This is a genomic window from Tenacibaculum sp. M1.3A (assembly GCF_057732375.1).
In genome coordinates this window covers 42,459-67,909 of record NZ_JBYJEF010000007.1, presented here as the reverse complement: position 1 = coordinate 67,909, position 25,451 = coordinate 42,459, and the positions used below count along the sequence as shown (strand labels likewise).

Sequence of the window (25,451 nt, the reverse complement as noted above, 5' to 3'; positions counted from 1 at the left end):
TTATGGGTTTAATACTTTTTTTAATTTCTCTTTTGCTCTGTTCATTTTAACACGAGCGTTTACTTCACTAATACCTAAGGTTACAGATATCTCTTTATAAGGCTTGTCTTCTAGGTATAAAAATATTAGTGCTTTGTCAATGTCATTTAGTTTTCTAATGGCATTGTAAAGTGCTTTTAATTGTAACTCTTCTGTTTCATCATAATCAACGGCTTTAATTTTAAAAGCATAGTCGGTAATATCTTGTGTCTTTACAGTTCTAGTAGATTTTCTGTATAAAGAAATAGCGGTGTTTAAAGCCACCCGATACATCCATGTACTAAATTTAGCCTCTCCTCTAAACTTACTGTAGTTTTTCCATAGTTGAATTGTTACCTCCTGAAACAAATCGTTATGAGCATCTTGATTTGTAGTATAAAGCCTACAAATTTTATGCACAATGTTTTGATTGGCTTCAAAATCAGATAAAAATTTATTTTCTAGTTTCTTTTCCACTAAGTTGTTTACAGTTGATTAGTTATAAGTAGCTCAAAAATACGAATTGTTACAGTTCGTCCTAAAAAAAATACAGTTCAGTTGTTTTTAGTTTTAAAAACGATAGATCAGTAGCATATTTGAAGTGTAATTAATCAATAAAAAAGAAGAATCATGAAATTTTTAACAGCAGCATTAATACTAGTACAACTTTTTATAGTAGCAGAGTTAACAGCTCAGAATAAAGAAATAAAAGTAACAGTTGTAAATGCGACTTCAGACTTAGGTAAAATAAGTTATGCTTTATATACTAAAGATGATTTCAGGAAAAAACCAATAAAAGCAGCATCAACTATAATAAAGGAAGGTAAAAGTACTTTTGTTTTTAAAGATGTGCCACTAGGGGAATATGCTGTTATTTGTTTTCATGATAAAAATAGTAATGATAAAATGGATTTTAAACCAAACGGAATGCCACTAGAAGATTACGGATCTTCAAACAATGTAATTAATCCTTATGGACCGCCACAATACGAACAAGCAAAATTTACGGTTGCTGATAAAAATGTATCTTTAAAAATTAAATTTTAGCAATAAGATAACAATGGAAAAATATACATCTAATACATTTATAAGTTTGAAAAAAGATTTTTTAGTATGTTTAAAACTTACGATAATTTTTGGAGTAATTTTTACAATCATAAATCAGCAATTTACCATTAAAGGAGCTGCAGTTGTATTTTTATTTTCAGCAATGTATTCTTTTGTATTAGGTTTAGGAAACGGAATAATTAATAATTATTTAAATACTAGATGGAACTGGGCTACACAAACGAACGAAAGAGTTTGGGCTGGAGTAATTGCAACCATTTGTTACACTATTATAGCGGTTTTATTAATTCATTACATACAATATGTATTAATTTTTAAGCATGATTTTTCTGGTTTTTTTGATGGAAAATTATTGTGGTCTCATTTATTTGCTATCATAATTTCTTTAGGCATTGCAAGTTTTTTTCATGCTCGTAGTTTTATGATTAATTGGAAAGCTTCGTTAAAACAAGAAACTACACACCATGAAATTGTAGCGAAAACAGAAAGCGCAAAGTTTGAAACTTTAAAAAGTCAGTTAGATCCGCATTTTTTATTCAATAGTTTAAACGTTTTAACCTCTTTAATAGGCGAAAATCCAAAGCAAGCAGAAAGGTTTACTACCAAATTATCAAAAGTATATCGCTATGTTTTAGAACAACGAAACAAAGAATTAATTCCGTTAGAAGAAGAATTAAGGTTTGCAAAAACATATATGGAGTTATTACAAATGAGGTTTGAAGATGCTGTGCAATTTAATATTCCAACCACGGTAAGTAATTCAGATTTAAAAATAGTGCCATTGTCATTACAATTATTACTCGAAAATGCAGTAAAGCACAATGTAGTTTCATCAACTAAACCTTTACAAATTCACATTTTTGAAGAAGATGGTTTTTTACAAATTCAAAATACGGTTAATCCTAAAGAAGCAATAGGAAAAAGTACAAAGGTAGGCCTAAGAAATATTGCAGATCGTTATGGTTTAATAACCGATGAACGGGTAGAAATTAAAAACAATAATAAAACATTTACAGTGAGTTTACCGCTGTTAACAAAAACAAATAATATGTCATACAATTCAAATAATATAGAAAACAGTAAGTATGTAAGAGCTGTAGAAAAGGTAGAGAAATTAAAAGAATTTTATCAAAATTTAGCATCTTATTGTATTGTAATTCCTTTTTTAATATTTATCAATTTAAGATTTTCATCACAATTTCATTGGTTTTGGTTTCCCGTTTTTGGTTGGGGAGTAGGCCTAACTTTTCATTTCTTAGAAGTAAATAATTACAATATTTTCTTAGGAAAAAATTGGGAAGAGCGTAAGATTAAGGAAATGATGAAGGACGATAAAAATTATAAGCAAGGTGGAAAATAAATATATAGCGGAGCAAAAGTATACACAAGCAAAGAAAAGAGTAAAAAAAATTAAAGGGTTTTATACGCACTTAGCAATATACTGTATTATTATACCTGTAATAATTTTTGTAAACTTAAAATTCGAACCACATTTTCATTGGTTTTGGTTTTCTGCATTAGGGTGGGGAACAGGTGTTTTTTGCCATTGGTTAAATGTTTTTGGGTTTAACAAGACAGGTTTAACTAAAAGCTGGGAAGAGCGAAAGATTAAAGAATTAATGAACCAAGAAAATAACTATAAATAAGATGGAAAGAGATTATACTGAAGAGCAAAAATACATACTTGCAAAAAAGCGAGTAGAAAAAATAAAAGGTTTTTACATTCACTTAGCAGTTTTTATTGTTATAAATATATTTATATCATCAGTTATTGTATTTGGATTAATGAATGATGGTGCCTATAATTTTATAGAAGCAGTTACAAATTTTGGTACGTATTCTACTTGGTTATTTTGGGGAATAGGATTGTTTTTTCATTGGTTAGGAGTTTTTGGATCTAATTTATTCTTCGGAAAAGATTGGGAGAAAAAAAAGATAGAACAATATATGGACGATAAAAAATTTTAATTATGAAATCTGAAACAAACTATTTACAAGCAGAAAAAAAAGTAAAAAGAATCAAGAATTTTTATAACCATTTGCAAATTTTTGTAATTATGATGGCTGTATTAGCGGTTTTTTCGAATACAATATTTAATTTTTTTGAAAATCATATTCATAATACAGGAACTTTAAAGTGGATACGAGCTAATATTTGGGTAAACTCTTTATTATGGGCTTTTGGTGTTTTAATTCATGGTTTGTATGTTTTTAAAAGTAAAATTACTTTTCTTGATACTTGGGAAAACAAAAAGGTAAATGAATTTATGAATGAAGAAAAATAAGAATATGGAAACTAATAATTACTCAGAAAAATATCTGATAGCTCAAAAAAAAGTAGAAGAAATTAAACAATTTTACAAACACTTATTTGTGTATATACTAGTGAATTTGTTTTTTATAGCACGTCGAATTTATAAAGATATTAAATTAGGTGACTCAATTGAAGAAGCTTTGTTTGATATAGAGAATTATCGTTTTTTCTTTTGGTGGGGAATTATTTTGGTAATACACGGTGTAAAAGTGTATAGTAAACAAAACCTGTTTAGTAAAAACTGGGAAGAGCGAAAGATAAAACAATATATGAATGAAAAATAATAGTTAAGAATGGAAGCTAACTTTACAGAAGAACAACGTTACTTTAAAGCAAAAAAAAGAGTAAAACAGATAAAAGGGTTTTATGTTCATTTAACAGTTTATAGTTTAATAATACCAGTAATTATTTTTATAAACTTAACGTTTGTTCCACATTTTCATTGGTTTTGGTTTTCTGTTTTTGGCTGGGGAACAGGTCTTTTTTTTCACTGGTTGGGAGTATTTGGATTTAATTTATTAGGTTTTGGAGATAATTGGGAGAAAAGAAAAATAAAAGAATTAATGAAAAAGGAAGATAAATAAAAATGTAATTTTAATATGTTTGTTAAAATATTTTTAAATCAATTTTTAAGGTATTAAATATCAAAAACACATAGTAAATAATGAATGTAATAATTATTGAAGATGAAAAACCAGCAGCGAGGCGATTAAATAGAATGCTATCTGTACTAGATATAGACGTTAAAACAATGTTGCATTCTGTTGAAGAATCTATTAATTGGTTTCAAAGCAATAAACACCCAGATTTAATTTTTTTAGATATTCAATTATCAGACGGATTATCTTTTGAGATTTTTGAAGAAGTTGAAGTTAAATCTGCCATTATCTTTACTACTGCATACGATGAATATGCATTAAAAGCATTTAAATTAAATTCAATTGATTATTTGTTAAAGCCTTTAGATGAAGACGAATTAATGGTTGCGGTAGATAAATTTAAAGAAAATCAAACTAAAAAATCTGAAGTAAAAGTTAATATTGATGATATTCGTAAACTACTTATAAACCCGGTTGATAGAAAATTTAAAAAACGATTTACAATTAAGGTTGGTCAGCATATAAAAATCATACATGTTGATGAAATTGAGTGTTTTTATTCAGAAAATAAAGCAACTTATATTCACACAAACTCTAATCGAAATTATTTAATAGACGATTCATTAGAGCATTGGCAAGAGCAATTAAATCCAGAACATTTTTTTAGAGTAAACAGAACTTTTATAGTGCATATTAATGCTATAAAAGATATTATTTCATACACAAACTCACGATTACAGTTAATATTACATTCTTATACTGAATCAGAAATAATAGTAAGTAGAGAGCGTGTAAAAGAGTTTAAAAATTGGATTGATTAAAAATTATTTATACTATAATTTATAAAAAGTAACTCACATTATTAAAGATTGCATGTTAGCTAAAGCTAAGCATAATGTGAGCTACTATTTTATAAAAAAGAGATTATTTTTATTTTAAGTCAAATCTATCAGCATTCATTACTTTTACCCATGCTTTTATAAAGTCGTTAACAAATTTTTCTTTATTATCATCTTGCGCATAAACTTCAGCATATGATCTAAGAATAGAATTAGAACCAAAAACAAGATCCATACGAGTGGCTGTCCAAACAACTTTACCTGTTTTTCTATCACAAATTTCATATAAATTATCAGCGATAGGTTTCCATGAATAAGTCATATCTGTTAAGTTTACGAAGAAGTCATTCGTTAATTTTCCAACAGTGTTAGTAAAAACACCATGTTTTGTATTGTTGTAATTTGTATTTAACATTCGCATACCACCTACAAGAACTGTCATTTCTGGTGCAGTTAAACCCATTAGTTGTGTTTTATCGAGCATCAACTCTTCAGGACTTACTACATAGTTTTTTTTACTCCAGTTACGATATCCGTCAGCTAAAGGCTCTAAAGGCTCAAAAGATGCTGCATCTGTCATCTTATCAGTAGCATCTCCACGACCTGGTGAGAAAGGAACAGTTTTGTTAAAACCTGCAGCTTTAGCAGCTTTTTCTACACCAATATTTCCTGCTAAAACAATAATATCAGCGATGCTAATATCAAACTGAGAAGCAATAGGTTCTAAAACAGCTAAAACACGAGCCAAACGTTTTGGCTCATTTCCTTCCCAATCTTTTTGAGGCGCTAAACGAATACGTGCTCCATTGGCTCCGCCACGTTTGTCAGACTGTCTAAAGGTACGAGCGCTATCCCATGCTGTTGCTACCATTTCTGAAATGGTTAAATTTGATTCCTCAATTTTTTTCTTTACAGCATTTACATCATAATTAGTATTTCCTGCGGGAATTGGGTCTTGCCAAAGTAAGTCTTCTTTAGGTAAGTCTGTACCAAAATAATTTGCGCTAGGTCCCATGTCTCTATGAGTTAGTTTAAACCAAGCACGCGCAAATGTTTCAGAAAAATATTTTTGATCTTTCATGAATTTCAAAGAGATCTCCTTGTAGATAGGGTCTACTTTCATAGCCATATCTGCATCAGTCATCATTGGGTTATGACGAATAGTAGCATCTTCAATATCTTTTGGTTTATCTTCTTTTTTAATCGTTACAGGTTCCCATTGCCAAGCACCCGCAGGGCTTTTAACAGATTGCCATTCATGATTAAACAACATTTGAAAAAAACCATCATCCCATTTTGTAGGGTGTGTAGTCCAGGCTCCTTCCAGACCACTTGTTACTGTATCACGACCTTTTCCTGATTTGTTTGGGTTGTGCCAACCAAAACCTTGTTCTTCTACATTTGCACTTTCAGGATCTGGGCCTAAAATACTAGCATCACCATTACCATGTGTTTTACCAACAGTGTGACCACCAGCTGTTAAAGCAACTGTTTCTTCATCATTCATTGCCATACGAGCAAATGTTTCACGTACGTGAGCTGCTGTTTTTAAAGGATCTGGTTTTCCATTAACACCTTCTGGATTCACATAAATTAGCCCCATTTGTACAGCAGCCAAAGGATTTTCCATCGTTGTTGGTTTATCTACATTTTCATAGCGTTCATCACTTGGTGCTAGCCATTCTTTTTCTGCTCCCCAATAAGTATCTTTTTCTGGTTGCCAAATGTCTTCACGGCCAAAACTAAAACCAAAAGTTTTTAAGCCCATGTTTTCATAAGCAATAGTACCTGCCAAAATAATTAAATCGGCCCAGCTAATTTTATTACCATACTTTTTCTTGATAGGCCATAACAATCGTCTTGCTTTGTCTAAATTAGCATTATCTGGCCAAGAATTTAAAGGAGCAAAGCGTTGGTTACCAGATCCACCACCACCACGACCATCAGATATTCGGTAAGAGCCAGCAGAGTGCCAAGATAAACGGATAAATAAACCTCCGTAATGCCCCCAATCTGCAGGCCACCATTCTTGACTATCTGTCATTAAAATATGCATATCTTTTTTTAAAGATTCAATATCTAGTTTTTTTAGTTCTTCATGGTAGTTAAAATCTTCTCCTAAAGGATTTGTTTTTGTGTCATGTTGATGTAAAATATCAAGATTTAGTGCATTAGGCCACCAATCTGTAACAGCTGATTTTGTAGTTGTATTACCTCTATGCATTATAGGGCATTTACCAGAAGGTGTAACCTTAACACTTTCTTTTTGGTCTTTGTGCATGGGGCATTTGCTTTCATTATTTAGTGAGTTTGAATTTTTTTCGTTTTCCATTTATGAAAGTATTTATGAAGTTAATAAATTATAATATCCAAATTTAATAAACTATTATTTGTAAAACTTTATTAGTCAGTATAATAATTTATTTTATTATAGAAATATTTTATAGTTAATTTATTTTGTATTGATATATAATATGTTCGAAGGTTTGGAAAAGCAATTTTTAATAAATATTAGACAGAGATTATCAAAAAAACAACATTACATTATTATGCTGATAAAAAGTAATAATTAGAAAGAAAGGGTGCACGAAAGGTTTAAAAACAGAATTGATGAATATAAAATGCTGTTTGTTATTTAGATAAATTAGAACAAAATAAATTGCTTATTATTTAACAAGTGACGATTGCTTTGCTTTTATAAAATCAGAAATTAAATAACTAATAAATTTACCAACTTGATTTATAGCCGAAGGATCTTGAACAGTAGTAGGAGAACCTTCACAAATATGAATATAACTTGCGTTGGCATTTTTAGCAAAATAGTAAACAAACTCTCTTGCTTGTTGCGATGTAAATCCTGAAGGAGTCATAGCGCTACTCGGAAAATTTTGTATACAATCTAAATCTATTTCAATACCAAAAGGCTTATCTTGAATAAAATTCTTAGCGCGTAATAATTCATTCTCAAACGGGATTGATTTGTAAATTTCTAACTCTTCATAAGTATTATAATCAATACTTGTATTGCTATGAATATAATCGAAAACATATTGCGGAGTGTAGTTTTCGTGTAAGCCAAACATAAAATATTTTTCTAAATAATTGTGTTCAATAGCATAAGAAAATCCGTTGCCGCTATGACGTTCTTCTAAACGACGTAAATCGGTATGTGCATCTAAATTAATAACATTTATAGGTTGATTTTTTCCTTCGGATAAACCTTTTAAATTTCCATAAGCGTTATTATGTCCGCCACCAATTACAATCGGAATTTTATCAGCTTCAATAATTATTTTAATAACAGAAGATAGCTTTTTGTCTATGGCTTTTACAAGTAAATCACCTTTTTCCCTATCAGATCCATCAAAATTAGAAACTTCGTCAAGATAATCTATATAACCTAAAACAAGAATATCTTCTCCTTTTATAAATTGATTTTTCTGAGTATTTAGAAATGATTTTAAAGCAGGAGCAAAAGAGGTGTGTGCGCCACCGTTACCGTAATTCATTTTTATACCAATATCTTCTGGTACCCCAATAATAACAAATTTAGCAGTAGCTTTTTTAAGGTTATCAATAGTAGAAATTACTTGTACAGATTGCCCTAATTTTGCTTCTCCTTCACGAGGATTTACAAAATCATTAATGTTTTTTTGCGTAAATAACTGTAACATATTAAATTGATTTACCGTTAATAAATACCGTATCAATTAATACAGAACCAAAATTATAAGGAATGGCTCCGTAACTTAAAATTTCTTTTGTAACGATAAAATTAGCTTTTTTACCTTTTGTAATACTTCCAACTTCATCAGATAAATTCATGGCATAAGCACCATTTATAGTTGCTGCATTTATAGCTTCTTCAGGTGTCATTTTCATTTTAATACAGGCAGTTGCAACTACAAAATTCATATTACCAGAAGGTGTAGAACCTGGATTGAAATCGGTAGCCAAAGCTAGTGGTAATCCCGCATTTATAATATCTCTAGCTGGAGTATAGGGAATGCTTAAAAAATAAGAACAAGACGGTAATGCTACAGGCATTGTACTTGTTCCTTTTAAGGCATTAATATCATCTGTACTCATAACCTCTAAATGATCTACAGATAAAGCATTGTGTTTCACACTAACTTGAACTCCGCCTATAGTTGTAAACTGATTTACGTGTACTTTTGGTATTAATCCGTGTTTTTTACCTGCTGCTAGAATTCTATCTGTATCGTCTACCGAAAAATAACCGGTTTCACAAAAAGCATCTATAAAATCAGCCAATTTTTCTTCAGCTATTTTGGGCAACATTTCATTAATAATTAAATTGATGTAACCATTTTTATCCTCTTTGTATTCTTTCGGAAAAGCGTGGGCTCCTAAAAATGTAGCTTTGATGGGTAGGTTGTAGTTTTCGCGTAATCTTTTAATAACACATAACATTTTTAATTCAGCATTAACAGTTAATCCGTAACCAGATTTAATTTCAACAGCACCAGTACCAAGTTTCATAACCTCTTCTATACGAACTGCTGATTGCTCATACAAATCTTCTATTGAAGTTTCTTGAAGTTTCTTGGCTGAATTTAAAATTCCGCCACCATTATTAGCTATTTCTTCATAGGTTAATCCGTTAATTCTGTCAACAAATTCTTGTTCTCTGTTACCAGCATATACAATATGAGTGTGAGAGTCGCACCAAGTAGGAAGAATTATTTTACCGGTACAATCGATAGTTTTATCTGCTTTCGCAGATAAATTATTCATCGTACCAAAATCTAGAATTCTATCATCTTTAATTAATAGAAAAGCATTTTTTATAGTAGGTAAAATACTCATTTCTTTTCCTGAAACTTTCTTAACACTAACTTCTCTAACCTGAATTAATTCTTTGATATTTATGAATAATGTTGTCATTATCGTTTTATGAAATTTGTTACACAAACTTACGTTAAAAACAATAAAAGCTATAGTTTTTAAATGAGAATACTTGTTAAAAACCTAAGAACATAATTTAAACGGTCTAATAAATATTTATAATTGAGAAAAATGTGGGATTAATTTTTTATACATCGACAAGATAAAGCAGCGCCAGTATCGTTATTTTTGTCTTCCCATTTATTAATAAATGTTTTCTCGTTAAACATAAATCGGGCAGTAGTAATTTTTTTTTCTGTTGATGACCAAAAGGCAGCTGCATAGCCTAAGCCTTCAAACCCTTTTTGAAGTCCCATTTTGCCAGAAGCAAAATATCCTGCAGGTAAAATATTAAATTGTAGTTTATTGGTGTTGTTATCTTTGTCATTCCAAGAATTTTTAGCTCTCATATGAATTGCATGATTACCCCGCCAGCCACCTTTGCCTATAAAATAAGTAGGCATGCCATGGGCAATTTCTAGAGCATCCCATTCTTTATCAGAAGGAAGATGCCAATCTTTGGGACAAGCATCTTTTAAAGAAATTATAGTATACAATCTACCATAGTTTTTAGAGGGATTGTTCGGATTTATTATAGAGCCATTAGTGTTGTATCGTAAGTTCTCTGCCATCCATACTTTATTGGCAATACTTATGGTTTTATAAACTTGTCCGTCACGAGAATCAGTAATTGTATTTACTTGATTATCATTTTTAGAATTATTTGTTTTTTTCTTATCGTTGTTGCAACTAATACATAAAAAACTTAAAATAATGAAAGGGACTAGTTTCATGTTTTTTAAATATGGTCTTTAATTTTTAATAAACGAATAAATATGGTGGTGAAAAAGATGAAAAATAACCAATCATTTACTCCGTAAATAGCAAAAAACGCACCTGCCATTAGGTCTTTTTCAAAAACATTAGAAATAGTATTGTTAAGTATCCAATTTATCCAAATACAACCATAAATAAGTTTTTCAATAGCAAAAGCACCTACAAGCCACTTTACTTTGGTGTAATTCTTTGCAATACTCATATATGCCAATCCCCAAATAAGTATCATTAAGAGTCCGAAATTAGACATTACGACTGGATCAGCTTCGTTAATAACAGTATTCGTGAAAAACTTCGAAAAAATAAGAACTGTTGCGTTCATTAATCCGGCAATAATAAATCCCTTTGTAATTGTAGTGCTGTTTATTGTCATAATGTTGGTTTATGGAAAGTAAAGAACTATAATATTTTATTTAAAAGACAGAATGGACTTACTTAAAACTATCCAATTCTTGTTCCGTTTTTAATTTTTCTTTCAGGGGAAATAAGCGTTACTTCATGCTGCTCGCCAACAGCACCTAATACCAAACATTCGCTCATTATGTTGGCAATTTGTTTTTTAGGAAAGTTGATAACAGCTACTATTTGGTTGCCTATTAATTCTTCTGGAACGTATAGTTTTGTAATTTGAGCAGAAGTTTTTTTAATGCCAAATTCGCCAAAATCTATTTGCATTTTATAAGCAGGATTTTTTACTTCTTTAAAAATTTCGGCAGAAAGTATTGTGCCTACGCGCATTTCTACTTTTGTAAAATCATTCCAAGTTAAAGCATTCTCTTTCATAAATGTTTATTATTACAGGTAGTATTTTAACCAACTGCCCATTATGGGTTTCCATAGTTTTTATTTAATAACCTGTTGGCTGCAGTAAACGGTGTTGTTTTTCCGTTTTCTAACTTTTTAAACTCTTCTTTAAGTAAATTTTTTATTTCAGAATTGTTATAAAAATTACTTTTTAACTTCTGATTGATTGTTTCTAATAACCAGTATTTATTTTGATCATTTCTTTTTTGTTGAAAATAAAAAGTATTAATTGCTGAGGTTATATACTCGTTAATCATTTTATAAACGTCAGCAATACCTTTATTATGTAGCGCACTTGCTAATAAAACTTTAGGTTGCCAACCACTATCTTTTGGTGGATATAAGTGTAACGCTCTGTTGAACTCGACTTTTGCAATTTTTGCATTTTTCTCGTTACCGCTATCCGCTTTATTAATAACAATGGCATCAGCCATTTCAATAATTCCTCGTTTTATACCTTGCAATTCGTCACCAGCACCGGCAAGTTTTAATAATAAAAAGAAATCGGTCATAGAATGTACAGCAGTTTCAGACTGCCCAACGCCAACGGTTTCTATAATAATAGTATCAAAACCAGCGGCTTCACATAAAATAATAGATTCTCGTGTTTTTTGAGCAACACCACCTAAAGAAGTTCCTGACGGAGAAGGTCTTATAAACGCATTTTTATCGGTAACCAATTCTTCCATTCTAGTTTTATCACCTAAAATACTACCTCTGTTAATAGAGCTACTTGGGTCTACAGCTAAAACAGCTACTTTTTTACCCAACGAAGTTAAGTGCTTACCAAAAGCCTCAATAAATGTACTTTTTCCAACTCCAGGAACACCCGTAATACCAATTCTTACCGATTTGTTTGCGTGTGGTAAACAAGCTTCTAAAATTTCATTAGCCTGTTGTTGGTGTTTAGTATTGGTGCTTTCAACCAAAGTAATTGCTCTGCTTAAAAAAGGAATACTACCTGCTAAAATTTCACGAATATATTTAGGAGTGTCAGCCTTTTTTCTTCTACTTATTTTTATTTTTTCAGCAGCTGATTTACTGGTTGTTTCTGGTTGAGAAACACCATCTTTTTCAGAAAGAGCAGATTTGTTGATATTAGCCATATTTTAGTAAAAACGAAATAATAACGTAAATTTAGAAATAAAAATTCAGCAAAATGCAACGAAGCTTAAAAAGTATCGTCTTTAGTATAAGAAATCAATAATGAAGTCGACCAAACAGTTACATCAATCAATTATAAATGCGTGTAAAAACAACGATGCAAAAGCACAAATGCAGTTGTATGATTTGTATTGCGAAGCGATGCTTACTGTTGCAAATCGTTATGTAAAAGATACATTTATAGCGGAAGATATTATGCAAGAAGCTTTTATAAAAGCTTTTAAAAATATTAAAATGTATAAAGGGGAGGTTTTATTCGGAGCTTGGTTAAAACGCATTGTAATTAATCAAAGTATTGATTGGTTAAAAAAGAAAAAGCTAGAGTTTGTAGCTATAAATGAAGAAACAACAAAAATAACAGCAGATGATAATTGGGAGGTGGAAACCGTTATTTCATACCAAGAAATTATAAGCTGCATTCAAAAATTAAAAGATAAATACAGCGTAGTATTAACCTTGTTTTTGCTAGAAGGTTATGATCATGGAGAGATTTCCGAAATATTAGGAATTTCTGAATCAACATCTAGAACTCATTTATTAAGAGGTAAAAAGAAAGTGCAAGAACAATTAAAAGCAGTATATAATGTCTAAAGATATTAGAGAAATATTAAAAAATAATAGTGAAGATAACGCAAAGTTATCAACAAATCATAGGCAACGTTTTCAACAAAAAATGATGGACGAATTACATGATAAATCATCAGAAAAAAAATCATTTCAATGGTTATATGCAGCAGCATCAATTGTAATATTGTTAGGGTTAGGAATAACATTTTATCCGTCAGAAAATATAAATACACAAATTAATAACAGCACAAATACCATTAGTTTAGGTACTATTTCGCCAGAATTAAAAACAATAGAATCGTATTATATAAATACGATAAACTACGAATTAAGTCAGTTAGAATTAACTGATGATACTAAAGAATTTTTTGATGGTTATTTTGCCAAAATAGGTGAGCTAACCAACGAATATAAATCGTTAACCGAAGAGCTCAATAAAAAAGGAATTAACGATAATACGATCAATGCATTGATTGGAAACCTGCAATTGCGTTTACAGCTGTTAAAACGTATGCAAAAACAATTAAATGAACTTAAAAATCCAACTCAAAATGACATTCAAACAATTTAAAATAAGTACTTTTTTATTACTCGCAACAAGTGTTGTGTTTGCTCAGAAGTACGATAAGAAGTTTAGCGAAAACTTTAAAACAAATAAAGATGTAATCGTTAATATTAATGCTTCTAATGCGGATGTAAATGTAACTACATGGAATAAAAATGAAGTTTCTGTAGAGGCAGTTATAGAAATAGAAGGACTAGATAAAGCTGAGGCTGAAAAGTACTTTAAAAATTGGAAATTTGAAGCTTTAGGTAATAAAAGTAAAGTACAAATTAATGCTAAAAGCAATAGTTTTCATTCTTTAAATACAGATGATATAATATTTTTTAATTCGTCAAAAAACAATAAAGCTAACGTTTATCATTACAATACCAATGGATCGAATATTATTGTATTGCCAGAGATGCCTGAATTACCAGAAATGCCTGATATGTCGGGAATTGAAATCCCTGAAATCAACTTTGAAGAAATAGTATCTGATTTAGATCATATGGAGTTCGATTTTGATAAGTATGCCAAAGATGGTGAGAATTATTTTTTTCAGTGGAAAGATGGAGTTAACGGCATTACTATAAAGTCAAAAAAAGAATGGGAGAAGTTTAAGAAAAGTAAAAAATATAAGAAGTTTAAAGAAAGTATTAAAAAGAGTAAAGAAACAATGAGAAAAAGTCGTTTAACGATGCTGAAAAGCAGAGAAACGTCGAGTAAACACAGAGCTATAGCTGAGGAATCTAGAAAAAAAGCTCGTAAAAACGCTATAGAAATGTTACAGAAATCTCGTTTGTCTGAAAAAGAATACTCGAAAGAAATTAAAGAAGCATTAAGGAAAGCCCAGGAATCACTTAAAAACAGCAAATTAGATTTTATTTTTTTGAATAAATCAGGAACAGTTACTGTAAACGGAAAAAAAGTAAAAGTAACCAAGAAAATAAATATTAAAGTACCTAAAAATGCAACCTTCGATTTAAATACACGCCATTGTAAAGTAAAATTACCAAAAACAAAAGCTTCAGGAAAAGTTAGCTACGGTACTTTTAATGCAGATGTTTTAAACGGAGGCGAATTAAACATATCATATTCGCCAGTTGCAATAAACTCATTAAATACTACTAAATTATTTTTAAATAATGTAACCGATGCTCATGTAGCATCGGTTACTAACTCTACATTAAATACTAATTCATCAAAATTAATTATTAATAATATTTATGAAAATGTAATAATAAATACAAAGTTTGGGGAGTTAACAATATCAAAAATTCAACCAAATTATGATACATTTCATGTAGGTTTAAATTTATCAGAAGCAAATATAAATATGCAATCAATAAAACAAAACCTTAATTATACTATAGAAGATAAATCACATTTATATCCTAAAAAGGCTGCTATGAAGTTTAATGTTAATGATCTAGTAAAAAAGGAGGTTAATGGAAGTTTTAGTATTAAATCTAATGATGAGAAGGTTAAAATCACTGGAAAACATAGTCATTTAACACTTAAAAAGTATGAATAAAGATTATAAAAAAAATATTACTTTTTACAAGTAAATTCCATTTCATTATTCCTTATAAAGTGCCTATCTTTAGCATCTGTAAATAGCCACTTTTTCGATGAAATTATATAAAGAAAATCAATTAAAAGTATACAACTCTTTATCAAAAACTAAAGAGCCTTTTAAAACTGTAAACGATGGATATGTAGGTATGTACGTTTGCGGTCCTACCGTATATAGCAATGCCCATTTAGGAAACGTGCGTACATTTATGTTTTTTGATGTGGTATATCGTTATTTTTTACATTTAGGTTATAAAGTGCGTTATGTGCGTAATATTACCGATGCTGGGCATTTAGAAAACGATGCAGATGAAGGAGAAGATAGAATTTCTAAAAAAGCACGTTTAGAAGAAATTGAGCCAATGGAAGTGGTACAAAAGTATACTGTAGACTTTCATGATGTTTTAAAGAATTACAATTTTTTACCGCCAAGTATCGAGCCTACCGCAACAGGTCATATTGTTGAACAAATTGAAATGATTAAAGAAATCATGGAAAAAGGGTTGGCATATGAAGTAAACGGTTCGGTTTATTTTGATGTTTTAAAATACAACGAAACTGGTAACTACGGAATCCTTTCTGGTAGAAAAATAGAAGACGCAATTCACAATACACGAACTTTAGACGGACAGTCAGATAAGAAAAATCCACAAGATTTTGCCCTTTGGAAAAAAGCCGATGAGCGCCATATTATGCGTTGGCCTTCTCCTTGGAGTGATGGTTTTCCTGGTTGGCATTTAGAATGTTCGGTAATGAGTACAAAGTATTTAGGAGAACAATTTGATATTCACGGTGGTGGAATGGATTTAAAATTTCCACATCACGAATGTGAAATAGCTCAATCTCAAACTTGTAGTGGTGTTACTCCAGTTAACTATTGGATGCATACCAATATGTTGTTGTTAAATAGCCAGAAAATGGCAAAATCAACAGGGAATTTTATTTTGCCGAACGAGATTTTATCTGGTGAAAACGAAATTTTACCAAAAGCATTTTCAGCAAGTGTGGTACGTTTCTTTAACATGCAAGCGAACTACAGAAGCATTCTTGATTTTTCTGGTGAAGCTTTAGAAGCATCAGAAAAAGGACATACCAAATTAATGGATGCTGTAAATTTCTTAGATAAGATTGAAGCAGGAAATACTTCAACTTTTGATGTTCAGAAATGGAAGAAAGAATGTTATGCAGCCATGAATGACGATTTTAATACACCTGTATTAATTTCTCATTTATTTGAAGCCGTAAAAGCTGTAAATCAAATAAAAGAACAAAACGCTAGTTTAACTTCGGATGATTTAGAGGATTTAATAGCAACAATGAAAGCGTTTGTTTTTGATGTTTTAGGATTGATGAACGAAGTTTCTGAAGGAAATAATTCTGATAAATTAAGTGGAGTAGTAGAAATGCTAATTCAAATGCGAAAAGAAGCACGTGAAAACAAAGATTGGGCACTCTCTGATGAAATTCGCGATAGATTATTAGCATTAGGAATTCAGTTAAAAGACGGAAAAGAAGGAACGAGTTTTTCTGTTAATTAATTGAAAAAAATATTCACATATCCGTTTATATTATTGGTGCGGTTTTATCAAACAGCCATTTCACCATTTACACCAGCAACATGCAGGTATTCGCCAACATGCTCTAGTTACACAATTGAAGCATTACAAAAACACGGATTGTTTTATGGCAGTTGGTTGGCAACAAAAAGAATCTTTAGCTGTCATCCATGGGGTGGAAGTGGTTACGATCCAGTGCCTGAAAAAAAGAAATAATAATTGTTACCTCGAGTATTATTTTTAATAAAAATATTTTTTGTTGAAAAAAGAAACGTAGTTTGCAAGAGGTTTTAGTAATAATGAATTAATAAATAGGTCTCGACTGCGCTCGACCTGACATATAATAAGAATAAATGAATTTTTTATCTATAGTATGGGATTTAAATCCTGAAATTATAAAAATTGGTAGTCTAGGTATTCGTTGGTACAGTTTAATGTTTATCGCAGCCTTTGTATTGGGACTTCGTTTGATGAAGAAAATTTATATAAATGATAAGATTCCTATTGAAAAACTAGATCCTTTATTCATGTATGTGTTTGTAGCAATGCTAGTAGGAATGCGATTAGGAGATGTTTTCTTTTATAGCTGGGATTATTATCAAAATCATTTGTTAGAAATATTTTTACCAATGAAAGAAATGGCAGATGGTTCTTGGAAATTTACCGGATTTACTGGTTTTGCAAGTCATGGTGCAGCAATTGGTATTCCAGTAGCTTTATATTTTTATACAAAAAAACATTTAAACAAACCTTGGTTGTTTATTTTAGATAGATTAGGTATTATGGTTGCCTTAGCAGGATTTTTTATCCGTTTAGGTAATTTCTTTAATTCTGAAATTTATGGAAAGCCAACAGGAAGCAGTTTCGGAGTTATTTTTAAAAGAGCTGGAGAAACCGTTCCGTGTCATCCAACACAATTATATGAAGCATTTAGTTATTTAGCATTGTTTTTTGCATTGTGGCATTTCTATTGGAAAACAGATAAGAAGAACCAATCAGGGTTTTTATTCGGGTTGTTTATGGTGGTTTTATGGTCGTTGCGTTTCTTTATAGAGTTTTTAAAGAAAGCACAAGTAGACGGAAGAGAAGATTGGGTATTTAACTCATTAAACACTGGGCAAGTATTAAGTATACCACTTGTTTTAATCGGTTTTTGGTTGATGTTTAGAAAAACGAAATAAGTTAGATTTTAGAAGACAAAAAAGCTCCAAGTTAAAACTTGGAGCTTTTTTGTTATTTAATGTTTTAGGTTGAATTATTTTTACAGTTAATAGATTAATTATAAATAAGTAGCAACTAAAATATAATTTCATTTTAATAAACTATATCAAAAACTAACGAATCTATTTTTAATTGTTAGTATTCTATTTTATCTTGCTTTTCACTCCATTTTTCAAATGGCTCTAAGGCAATTTCTCTTCCTACTTGTTCAAACGGAATGCTACGCTCTTCATATGGTAACGGAATTTCTTTGTAAATAAATTCGTCATCAAATCCAATATTAGCTGCATCTTGTTGGTTACTTCCGTAGTATACTTTATCTGGTCTTGCCCAATAAATTGCACCTAAACACATAGGGCAAGGTTCGCAAGAAGTATAAACGATACAACCATCTAATTGAAAAGACCCTAAATTTTTACATGCATCTCTAATAGCAGTAACTTCAGCATGTGCAGTAGGATCATTTGTAGAAGTAACTTTATTATTACCACGACCAACAATTTCTCCGTCTTTTACAACGATACAACCAAATGGCCCGCCCTCGTTATTGCTCATTCCTTTTAAAGCTGCTTTTACAGCTTCACTCATATATTCTTCGTGTTTGTTCATCTATTTTATTTTTAAAAAAAGGATTACAAAATTAGGTTTTTCTTTTGTTTGGTTCGTTAAATAAATTAAAAATTATTAAGAATAATAATTGTTATAAACGTTTATGATTAATATTTCCTTTTATATGACTCTAGAATAGGTTGTCATGACATTATTTTTAAATGGCTTTATTTAAGATGATAACTTTGTTTTGAGATTATTAAAAACTATCAAACCATGAAGAAATCATTTAAATTTACTTTAAAAACGTTACTCTTACTAAGTATAGTGTTTTTAAATTCTTGTGATAAGAAAAAACAAGAATCAGAAAAAAAAGTAACAGCTGTTGCTTATAATAAAATTGTATTAGAAAACTTATGTGAAAGCGATTGGTTTCCGCATTCACAAACTCCTGCACCAGAAGAAGGAAAAGGAAGTCCGTTTGATGTAGATACGAGTACCAACGCTATTTTTCATCAATGGTCTTGGCAAAAATTTTTATGGTTAACAAAGCCAGAATATCAAATAGAAAAACTTTTGGTAAAAGTAGATGGAAAAGATGTGCCTTTATATATAGGGGAAATATTACCATTGTTTTTAAATCCCAAAAAAATGCATCAGGTAGACTCTCATTTAGGAAGTGTAAAGTCAATTACAGGAGCATCGGTAGTTTTAGAAGACACAGCACAAGCAGGTTCTTCGGGTATTTTAAGAACTAATCCAGCTTATAATCCAGCAAATAATAAAGAGGAAACAGTATTTTATTCAATCCATATTTCACCAACTTTTAAAATAGCGGCAGAAAAATTTAAAGACTCAATTTTAAATGGTTTATTAGCGAAAGATAACTTAGCTTCTTTTCCTGTAGGTTCGTTAGAATTAAAGGTATCATGGACTGCAGTAACAGCAATTCCTGAAAATAAACGTGCTAATTATTTTACTACGGTAGGAGCTGTTGATGACGGCAAAGGAAATTTTGTTAATACTGAAGTTGCTTTGTTAGGAATGCATGTTGTTGGAGTGGTAGAAAATCACCCGGAATTTATTTGGGCAACTTTTGAACAAGATGATTTAGCTCCGTTTTATAATAGAAAAAATAATGAAGTAAGTTCTTCTTCAGATAAGTTGTTATTTGCAAAAGGTAATACTACAGGTATTGGAGGTATTTATTGGGATACAATTACACAACAACCATCAAAATTGTATAAAGCATACGATTTATTTAAATACGGTGTACCAAGAGATAGTGAAGGAAACTTTATGAAAACTTGCCAACAAGAACCTATTAATTTTGAAAACATTAAAAATATAAACACATGTGTTAAAAAGAGCTTAAAAGACGTTTGGGGTAATTATTTCTATAACGGCTCTATTTGGGTGGATACAGATGGTTTGAGTACAAATGCTCAAGCACAATTGTTAGTCGATTTAGGAGGCTCAATAGGTAATGCAACTCCAGGTTCATCAGCAAGAGGTTCTTTAAATAATGCAAATGTAACTATGGAAACTTTTACGCAAACATTTAATAGTAGTCTTAAAAGCATTAAAGTAGATAATTTAGCAAATTGTTTTAGCTGCCATAATGCGGTGAGTTATACTAACAATAAATCGCCAATTTATATAAGTCACGCATTTGATGCTTATATAAAGAGAGCTGAAGGAAAAACACATGATGAAGTAGAAATGTTAAAAGCAAAGCAAGAAGTACAAGAATTTATAAAGAATAGGCTGAATTAAATTTAAAAAATCAACCATAAAAAAACCGAAACTGTTAAGTTTCGGTTTTTTTATGGTTATAATAGGTAAGTTTTTATTTTAATCCACCAGTCATGTTTTCAGGTTTTACCCATTCATCATATTCTTCAGGTGTTACATAACCTAAACGTACTGCTTCAATTTTTAAAGTTGTACCATTTGCGTGTGCTGTGTTTGCAATTTCTGCAGCTTTATAATATCCTATTTTAGTATTTAAAGCAGTAACAAGCATTAAAGAATTGTTTACCAATTCTGTAATTCTATCGTGATTTGGTTCAATACCAGCAGCACAATTTACATCGAAAGATACACAAGCATCCCCAATTAACTGAGCAGACTGTAATACGTTAGCTGCCATCATTGGTTTAAATACATTTAATTCGTAATGTCCTTGTGTACCACCAACAGTTACAGCAACATCGTTACCCATAACTTGTGCACAAACCATTGTGATTGCTTCTGCTTGCGTAGGATTTACTTTTCCTGGCATAATAGAAGAACCTGGTTCGTTTGCAGGAATAATTAATTCACCAATTCCAGAACGTGGCCCAGAAGCCATCATACGAATATCGTTTGCTATTTTATTAATAGAAACCGCTAATTGCTTTAAAGATCCGTGTGTTTCAACAAAAGCATCATGCGCAGCTAAAGCTTCAAATTTATTTTCAGCAGTAATAAAAGGTAAGCCAGTAAATTCAGCAATATATTTAGCCACTAATACATCGTAACCAGCAGGTGTGTTTAAACCTGTTCCTACTGCAGTTCCTCCTAAAGCCAATTGCGATAAATGCTCTAAAGAGTTTTTTAACGCTTTTAAACCAAAGTTTAATTGTGCCACATAACCAGAGAACTCTTGTCCTAAGGTTAGGGGAGTAGCATCCATTAAATGTGTGCGCCCTATTTTTACAACATCTTTAAAAGCTTCTGATTTTGCTTGTAAAGTATCGCGTAATTGTTCTACACCAGGAATGGTTACTTCTACAATTTTCTTGTAAGCAGCAATGTGCATACCTGTAGGAAAGGTGTCGTTTGATGATTGCGATTTGTTTACATCATCATTTGGCTGTATGGTTTTTTCACCTTCGCCAATTACATTTCCTGCAATTTCATGTGCTCTGTTAGCGATTACCTCGTTACAGTTCATGTTAGATTGTGTACCAGAACCTGTTTGCCAGATGACTAACGGAAATTGATTGTCGTGTTTACCTGTTAAGATTTCGTCACAAACTTGTGCAATTAAATCTCTTTTTTCATCAGTTAAAACACCTAATTCAGCATTTGTATAGGCAGCAGCTTTTTTAAGGTATGCAAAACCATATACTATTTCTAATGGCATAGAGCCAGCAGCACCTATTTTAAAGTTGTTACGAGAGCGTTCTGTTTGTGCTCCCCAATATTTATCAGCAGGAACTTCAACGTTTCCCATTGTGTCTTTTTCGATTCTGTACTTTGTCATTTTAAAATGATTTAAAAGAATATAAATTAACGATAGTCAAAATTACAAATTCTAATAGTTTTAGTAGGTGATTTTTATCAGATTTTATTGCTTTCAAAGAAAAATAGTTATAATTTTGTCGCACAACAATTATTAATAGGAAACAAATGTTAGATTTTTCAGAATTTTCAGGATTGGTATTATTCATGTTTATTTTTACAACCGGATTTTGGTTGTTAATTTTCTTATTAACATTTGTAGTTCCTTATTGGATTGGTGGAACAATCTGGGAAAATATAAAGTTAAAGAGAGAAGCAAAAAAAGCTGCTGAAGGTAAGTAGTTTTTAAATTGATATAAAATAAGCTCGTTCATGTATTTGAACGAGCTTTTTTTGTTTCTGGGCGTTTAAACAGGCTTTTCGTTATATCTTTTTTATAGTTACAAAAACGAGGTTTACTTTTTAATTAACTATGGCAGTCTAAGAATTTGATGAGATTGCTTCGTTCCTCGCAATGACGGATTTTTTATTAAGCTTTAAAAAAGGATGCCTCTACAATCCTTAACGCATGTGTACTTTTTATGTTGAAGAGATTACTTCGTTCCTCGCAATGACGTATATTTATTAAGTTTTAAAAAAGGATGCCATTTCAATCCTTAATGCATGTTTGCTTTTTGTATGGAAAAGATTGCTTCGTTCCTCACAATGACGCATATTTATTAAGCTTTAAAAAATGATGCCACTGCAATCTTTAACCCATGTGTACTTTTTATGCGGAAGAGATTACTTCGTTCCTCGCAATGATGCGTATCCATTATGTATGTGTTTATTTAAAATACAGGAAACAAAAAAGCCCGTTCAATAAGAACGAGCTTTTTGATATGTATTAGATAATCGCGTTAGGGATTGAATGGTTTGTTTGAGCTCTTTTGGTTTGTGTGTTTTTAGAACATACTAACTAAAAAGCGAGTAATGAAAGCCCGCTAGAACGCCCAAATTTTAGCCGTTAAAATCTCCGCCACCATTTTCTTGACCTCTACCTTCAGGTTTTTCTCTTTTTTTCTTTTGATTAAAACGATACGTAAAGCTTAATGATATTTGACGTTCTCTCCATTGAAATTCTCCGTTAGAAACTGTTGATGGATTTTCTCTACCACCATAATACGTGGTACTTTCTCTTTTACGTGAATTAAATAAATCGCTTAAATTTAAAACAACCGACGCTTTGTCTTTAAAGATGTCTTTACTAAATGCTAGGTTTGCCATAAACATACCTTCTCTATCACTTTGCGCATTTGTTTGCGGGCCATGATACATAATACGTGTTTGCCAATCTATCTTAGCTGGTAATGTTATACGTGCATTAAAACGAGCAAACCAACTGTCTTGATTTACTTCGGCTAGGTTGGTAGTAACTTGCGAATTGTCTTGCGCTGTGTAAGTGTATGAAAAAGCATCTGTATTAAACTTAAAGTAGTTAAAACTAGCAGATAAGCGTACTTTTTTTGTTGGATTGTAATTACTTGTAAATTCAAATCCGTAACGATCTTCGCTATTTAAATTTAAAGGCTGACTAACAAATACATTGGTTCCGTTTCTTTCTTCAATTATTGAAACTCTCTCGATTATATCGGTAGAAAGCTGATAATATATAGAAGCTCCTAAATTGAATTTTCTAATTTTTGTGTTATAACCTAAGTCGAAAGAACTTGTGTAAGTTGGATTTAAATCAGGATTACCTCTAAATACACTTGTAGCAGAACTACGGCTTTCAAACGGATTTAAAAACCAGTGGCGTGGTCTTCTTAAACGTCTGCTATATCCTAAAGTAACATTTTCGTTGTCGTTTAATTCGTAACCAAGGTTTACGGTAGGAAACCATTCTGTATAATTTTTGTCTGAATTTGTTTTTTGAGTATCTGATTGTAAATCGATATCGATGTCTGTAATTTCAGCACGTAAACCTAATAGGTATGAAAACTTGTCTATTTTACTTCCATACTGAGTGTAAAAAGCATATACGTTTTGCTTAAAAGTTAAATCATTAGAAGGGTTGAAATTTATATTAGGATCTAAAATATTTACTCTAAAGTCAGATTTTAAATCTTGATAAGTAGCTTTGTGTCCAGCTTCAAACTGACTGTTTTCTCCGATTGGTAATACATAATCTACCTGAACTAACTTTTCTTTAGAGCTAGTGATTTGTGAATTATCTTCAGAAGGAATTCCGTTTACACTAATAGGTGAATTTTCGGTTTCATTACTGTCTCCGTATTGTAAATCAATTGTTAGTTTTTCACCATTATCATTTAACTTGTTCGTGTAATTTATAGAGTATTGCTTATCTACTCCATCTTCAACTTCGTTTTCGACCCTAATTTCTTCAAGTAAAACCTGATTAGGATCGTTAAATAAAAACCTGTCTGTTAAGTTGGTTGCAATGTCATTTCCATTAGACTTTCGGTACACAAAATTACCTGTAATAGAACTGTTATCGTTAATGTAGTATTCTAAACCAATTGAGGCATTGAAGTTTTTGTTTTTTCTATCAAAAGTTCTATCCTCTGTTTGTGTGCTGTCTAAAACTCCGTTTGTTAAATATGAAAACTCGGTTTGTGAATTACCAGGACCTTTTCTGTACGAATAACCAAGATTAGAAAATAAGTTAATCTTTTTTGTTCGGTAATTTAAGTTTGGTGCTACTCTTAACATATCAGGATTACCAGCAGTAACGTTTACAGAACCGTTAAAACCTGTTATTTTTCCTTTTCTTAAAATAATATTTAAAATACCTGCAGTTCCTTCTGCATCATAACGTGCAGATGGTGAGGTAATTACTTCTACTTTTTCAATAGCATCAGCAGGAAGATTTCTTAAGGCATCTGTACCTGTTAAGCCAACAAGAGCGGATGGTTTTCCGTCAATTAAAATACGTACGTTTTCACTACCACGTAAACTAACAGCACCTTGTGCATCTACGTTTACAGATGGTACATTGTCTAATACATCAGAGGCAGAACCACCTTTTACAGTCATATCTTTACCTACATTGTATATTTTTTTATCTAAACGAATTTCTACGGTCGATTTCTCGGCGATAATTTCTACTTCATCCAACGTTTCAGCATCTTCAGAAAGCGTAATTGTACCTAAGTTGATGTTTTCTGTTATTTGTCTTTGTTGAAGGTTTTTAGTTTTAAAACCTATAAACTCTACTTTTAAAGCATATTCCCCAGAAGGAACTGTAATAGAAAAATTTCCGTTTACATCTGTAATTCCTCCAGAAACTTGTTTATTTTGAAGATGAGTTAGTACTAAAGTGGCATACTCTAAAGGTTGTTTAGAACTGGCTTCTATAACTTTACCTGTTAATGTAACGTTAGAAACTTTTTTACGAGTGGGTTTTTGTGCAAACGCAGAAACAGCGATAAATAATGCAAAAAGAAATGTTATTTTTTTCATTGAGTAGTTTATTGTGTAAAGAGATAAGACCGCGAAGTTCCTTAAAGGTTTAATCTTGCTTAGTTAAAGGATTGTTAAATAAAATTAAAAATGAGGGTAGATTTGTTTTGAGAAAAAGTGAATTAATTTTAACTAAAATAAAATTATAGTTGATTAACGTTACAAACGTTATTTATGATTATTCAACCTAATTATTTT

27 protein-coding genes are annotated in these 25,451 nt (G+C 30.9%); 16 read left to right on the top strand and 11 right to left on the bottom strand.

The window, feature by feature from the left end; translation table 11 throughout:
* Positions 1–495 (bottom strand): RNA polymerase sigma factor, encoded by a 495-nt coding sequence (locus AC28QF_RS11110; RefSeq protein ID WP_488201976.1) that lies wholly within the window; start codon positions 493–495, stop codon positions 1–3.
* A gap of 153 nt (positions 496–648) precedes the next feature.
* On the opposite strand from AC28QF_RS11110, the gene AC28QF_RS11105 reads away from it, so the two are divergent.
* The 8 genes from AC28QF_RS11105 (at position 649) to AC28QF_RS11070 (ending at position 4,820) form a co-directional block, all read left to right on the top strand.
* Positions 649–1,065, top strand: a complete 417-nt coding sequence (locus AC28QF_RS11105; protein ID WP_488201977.1) for a DUF2141 domain-containing protein — start codon at positions 649–651, stop codon at positions 1,063–1,065.
* A gap of 46 nt (positions 1,066–1,111) precedes the next feature.
* Positions 1,112–2,446: a 2TM domain-containing protein gene (locus AC28QF_RS11100; RefSeq protein ID WP_488202424.1), complete on the top strand. Its 1,335-nt coding sequence runs from the start codon at positions 1,112–1,114 to the stop codon at positions 2,444–2,446.
* Entirely contained in the window at positions 2,436–2,732 is a 297-nt protein-coding gene (locus AC28QF_RS11095) for a 2TM domain-containing protein (RefSeq protein ID WP_488201979.1), read from the top strand. The genes AC28QF_RS11100 and AC28QF_RS11095 overlap by 11 nt, the downstream gene beginning before the upstream one ends.
* 1 nt (position 2,733) lies before the next feature.
* The gene (locus tag AC28QF_RS11090; protein ID WP_488201980.1) at positions 2,734–3,054 is read left to right on the top strand and encodes a 2TM domain-containing protein; all 321 of its coding nucleotides are present in this window, start codon (positions 2,734–2,736) and stop codon (positions 3,052–3,054) included.
* A gap of 2 nt (positions 3,055–3,056) precedes the next feature.
* Complete coding sequence (locus tag AC28QF_RS11085; protein ID WP_488201981.1) at positions 3,057–3,371, top strand: 2TM domain-containing protein; 315 nt, start codon at positions 3,057–3,059, stop codon at positions 3,369–3,371.
* Positions 3,358–3,684, top strand: a complete 327-nt coding sequence (locus AC28QF_RS11080; protein ID WP_488201982.1) for a 2TM domain-containing protein — start codon at positions 3,358–3,360, stop codon at positions 3,682–3,684. Before AC28QF_RS11085 ends, AC28QF_RS11080 begins: the two co-directional genes overlap by 14 nt.
* Before the next feature lie 9 nt (positions 3,685–3,693).
* A complete protein-coding gene (locus tag AC28QF_RS11075) occupies positions 3,694–3,984 on the top strand; it encodes a 2TM domain-containing protein (RefSeq protein WP_488201983.1) in 291 nt (96 codons plus the stop codon).
* Between the two features lie 80 nt (positions 3,985–4,064).
* A complete protein-coding gene (locus tag AC28QF_RS11070) occupies positions 4,065–4,820 on the top strand; it encodes a LytR/AlgR family response regulator transcription factor (protein ID WP_488201984.1) in 756 nt (251 codons plus the stop codon).
* 109 nt (positions 4,821–4,929) lie between these two features.
* Here AC28QF_RS11070 and katG read toward each other — a convergent pair whose 3' ends face one another.
* The 7 genes from katG to meaB all read right to left on the bottom strand — a co-directional run bounded on the left by katG (position 4,930) and on the right by meaB (position 12,493).
* The gene (gene katG / locus AC28QF_RS11065; protein ID WP_488201985.1) at positions 4,930–7,170 is read right to left on the bottom strand and encodes a catalase/peroxidase HPI; all 2,241 of its coding nucleotides are present in this window, start codon (positions 7,168–7,170) and stop codon (positions 4,930–4,932) included.
* Positions 7,171–7,504: 334 nt separating this feature from the next.
* Positions 7,505–8,512 (bottom strand): formimidoylglutamase, encoded by a 1,008-nt coding sequence (locus AC28QF_RS11060; protein ID WP_488201986.1) that lies wholly within the window; start codon positions 8,510–8,512, stop codon positions 7,505–7,507.
* Position 8,513: 1 nt separating this feature from the next.
* Entirely contained in the window at positions 8,514–9,746 is a 1,233-nt protein-coding gene (hutI, locus tag AC28QF_RS11055; RefSeq protein ID WP_488201987.1) for an imidazolonepropionase, read from the bottom strand.
* A 140-nt stretch (positions 9,747–9,886) separates the two neighbouring features.
* Positions 9,887–10,540: an FISUMP domain-containing protein gene (locus AC28QF_RS11050; RefSeq protein WP_488201988.1), complete on the bottom strand. Its 654-nt coding sequence runs from the start codon at positions 10,538–10,540 to the stop codon at positions 9,887–9,889.
* Between the two features lie 5 nt (positions 10,541–10,545).
* Positions 10,546–10,956: a hypothetical protein gene (locus tag AC28QF_RS11045; RefSeq protein ID WP_488201989.1), complete on the bottom strand. Its 411-nt coding sequence runs from the start codon at positions 10,954–10,956 to the stop codon at positions 10,546–10,548.
* A 68-nt stretch (positions 10,957–11,024) separates the two neighbouring features.
* Positions 11,025–11,366 (bottom strand): tRNA-binding protein, encoded by a 342-nt coding sequence (locus AC28QF_RS11040; protein ID WP_488201990.1) that lies wholly within the window; start codon positions 11,364–11,366, stop codon positions 11,025–11,027.
* Positions 11,367–11,407: 41 nt separating this feature from the next.
* A complete protein-coding gene (gene meaB / locus AC28QF_RS11035) occupies positions 11,408–12,493 on the bottom strand; it encodes a methylmalonyl Co-A mutase-associated GTPase MeaB (protein ID WP_488201991.1) in 1,086 nt (361 codons plus the stop codon).
* A 100-nt stretch (positions 12,494–12,593) separates the two neighbouring features.
* On the opposite strand from meaB, the gene AC28QF_RS11030 reads away from it, so the two are divergent.
* From AC28QF_RS11030 to lgt, 6 genes are all read left to right on the top strand, one after another.
* Positions 12,594–13,142, top strand: a complete 549-nt coding sequence (locus AC28QF_RS11030) for an RNA polymerase sigma factor (RefSeq protein ID WP_488201992.1) — start codon at positions 12,594–12,596, stop codon at positions 13,140–13,142.
* Positions 13,135–13,689 (top strand): hypothetical protein, encoded by a 555-nt coding sequence (locus tag AC28QF_RS11025; RefSeq protein ID WP_488201993.1) that lies wholly within the window; start codon positions 13,135–13,137, stop codon positions 13,687–13,689. Before AC28QF_RS11030 ends, AC28QF_RS11025 begins: the two co-directional genes overlap by 8 nt.
* The gene (locus AC28QF_RS11020) at positions 13,670–15,196 is read left to right on the top strand and encodes a hypothetical protein (protein ID WP_488201994.1); all 1,527 of its coding nucleotides are present in this window, start codon (positions 13,670–13,672) and stop codon (positions 15,194–15,196) included. Before AC28QF_RS11025 ends, AC28QF_RS11020 begins: the two co-directional genes overlap by 20 nt.
* Positions 15,197–15,293: 97 nt before the next feature.
* Positions 15,294–16,775, top strand: coding sequence for a cysteine--tRNA ligase (cysS, locus tag AC28QF_RS11015; RefSeq protein WP_488201995.1), 1,482 nt, complete (start codon positions 15,294–15,296; stop codon positions 16,773–16,775).
* On the top strand, positions 16,776–17,009 hold the full coding sequence (yidD, locus tag AC28QF_RS11010; protein WP_488201996.1) for a membrane protein insertion efficiency factor YidD: 234 nt from the start codon (positions 16,776–16,778) through the stop codon (positions 17,007–17,009).
* Positions 17,010–17,146: 137 nt separating this feature from the next.
* Positions 17,147–17,974 carry a prolipoprotein diacylglyceryl transferase gene (lgt, locus tag AC28QF_RS11005; protein WP_488201997.1) on the top strand — a complete coding sequence of 276 codons (828 nt, stop codon included), beginning with the start codon at positions 17,147–17,149 and terminating at the stop codon, positions 17,972–17,974.
* Between the two features lie 175 nt (positions 17,975–18,149).
* On the opposite strand, the gene AC28QF_RS11000 is transcribed toward lgt, so the two are convergent.
* Positions 18,150–18,623 (bottom strand): nucleoside deaminase, encoded by a 474-nt coding sequence (locus AC28QF_RS11000; protein WP_488201998.1) that lies wholly within the window; start codon positions 18,621–18,623, stop codon positions 18,150–18,152.
* Between the two features lie 216 nt (positions 18,624–18,839).
* Here AC28QF_RS11000 and AC28QF_RS10995 point away from each other — a divergent pair, with 216 nt between their 5' ends.
* The gene (locus AC28QF_RS10995; protein ID WP_488201999.1) at positions 18,840–20,339 is read left to right on the top strand and encodes a hypothetical protein; all 1,500 of its coding nucleotides are present in this window, start codon (positions 18,840–18,842) and stop codon (positions 20,337–20,339) included.
* 73 nt (positions 20,340–20,412) lie between these two features.
* Here the strand turns inward: AC28QF_RS10995 and fumC are convergent, their stop codons facing one another.
* Positions 20,413–21,813, bottom strand: coding sequence for a class II fumarate hydratase (fumC, locus tag AC28QF_RS10990; protein ID WP_488202000.1), 1,401 nt, complete (start codon positions 21,811–21,813; stop codon positions 20,413–20,415).
* A 146-nt stretch (positions 21,814–21,959) separates the two neighbouring features.
* Here fumC and AC28QF_RS10985 point away from each other — a divergent pair, with 146 nt between their 5' ends.
* Positions 21,960–22,133 (top strand): hypothetical protein, encoded by a 174-nt coding sequence (locus tag AC28QF_RS10985; RefSeq protein WP_218772764.1) that lies wholly within the window; start codon positions 21,960–21,962, stop codon positions 22,131–22,133.
* 657 nt (positions 22,134–22,790) lie between these two features.
* Here AC28QF_RS10985 and AC28QF_RS10980 read toward each other — a convergent pair.
* Entirely contained in the window at positions 22,791–25,253 is a 2,463-nt protein-coding gene (locus AC28QF_RS10980) for a TonB-dependent receptor (protein ID WP_488202001.1), read from the bottom strand.
* Positions 25,254–25,451 lie beyond the last annotated feature (198 nt).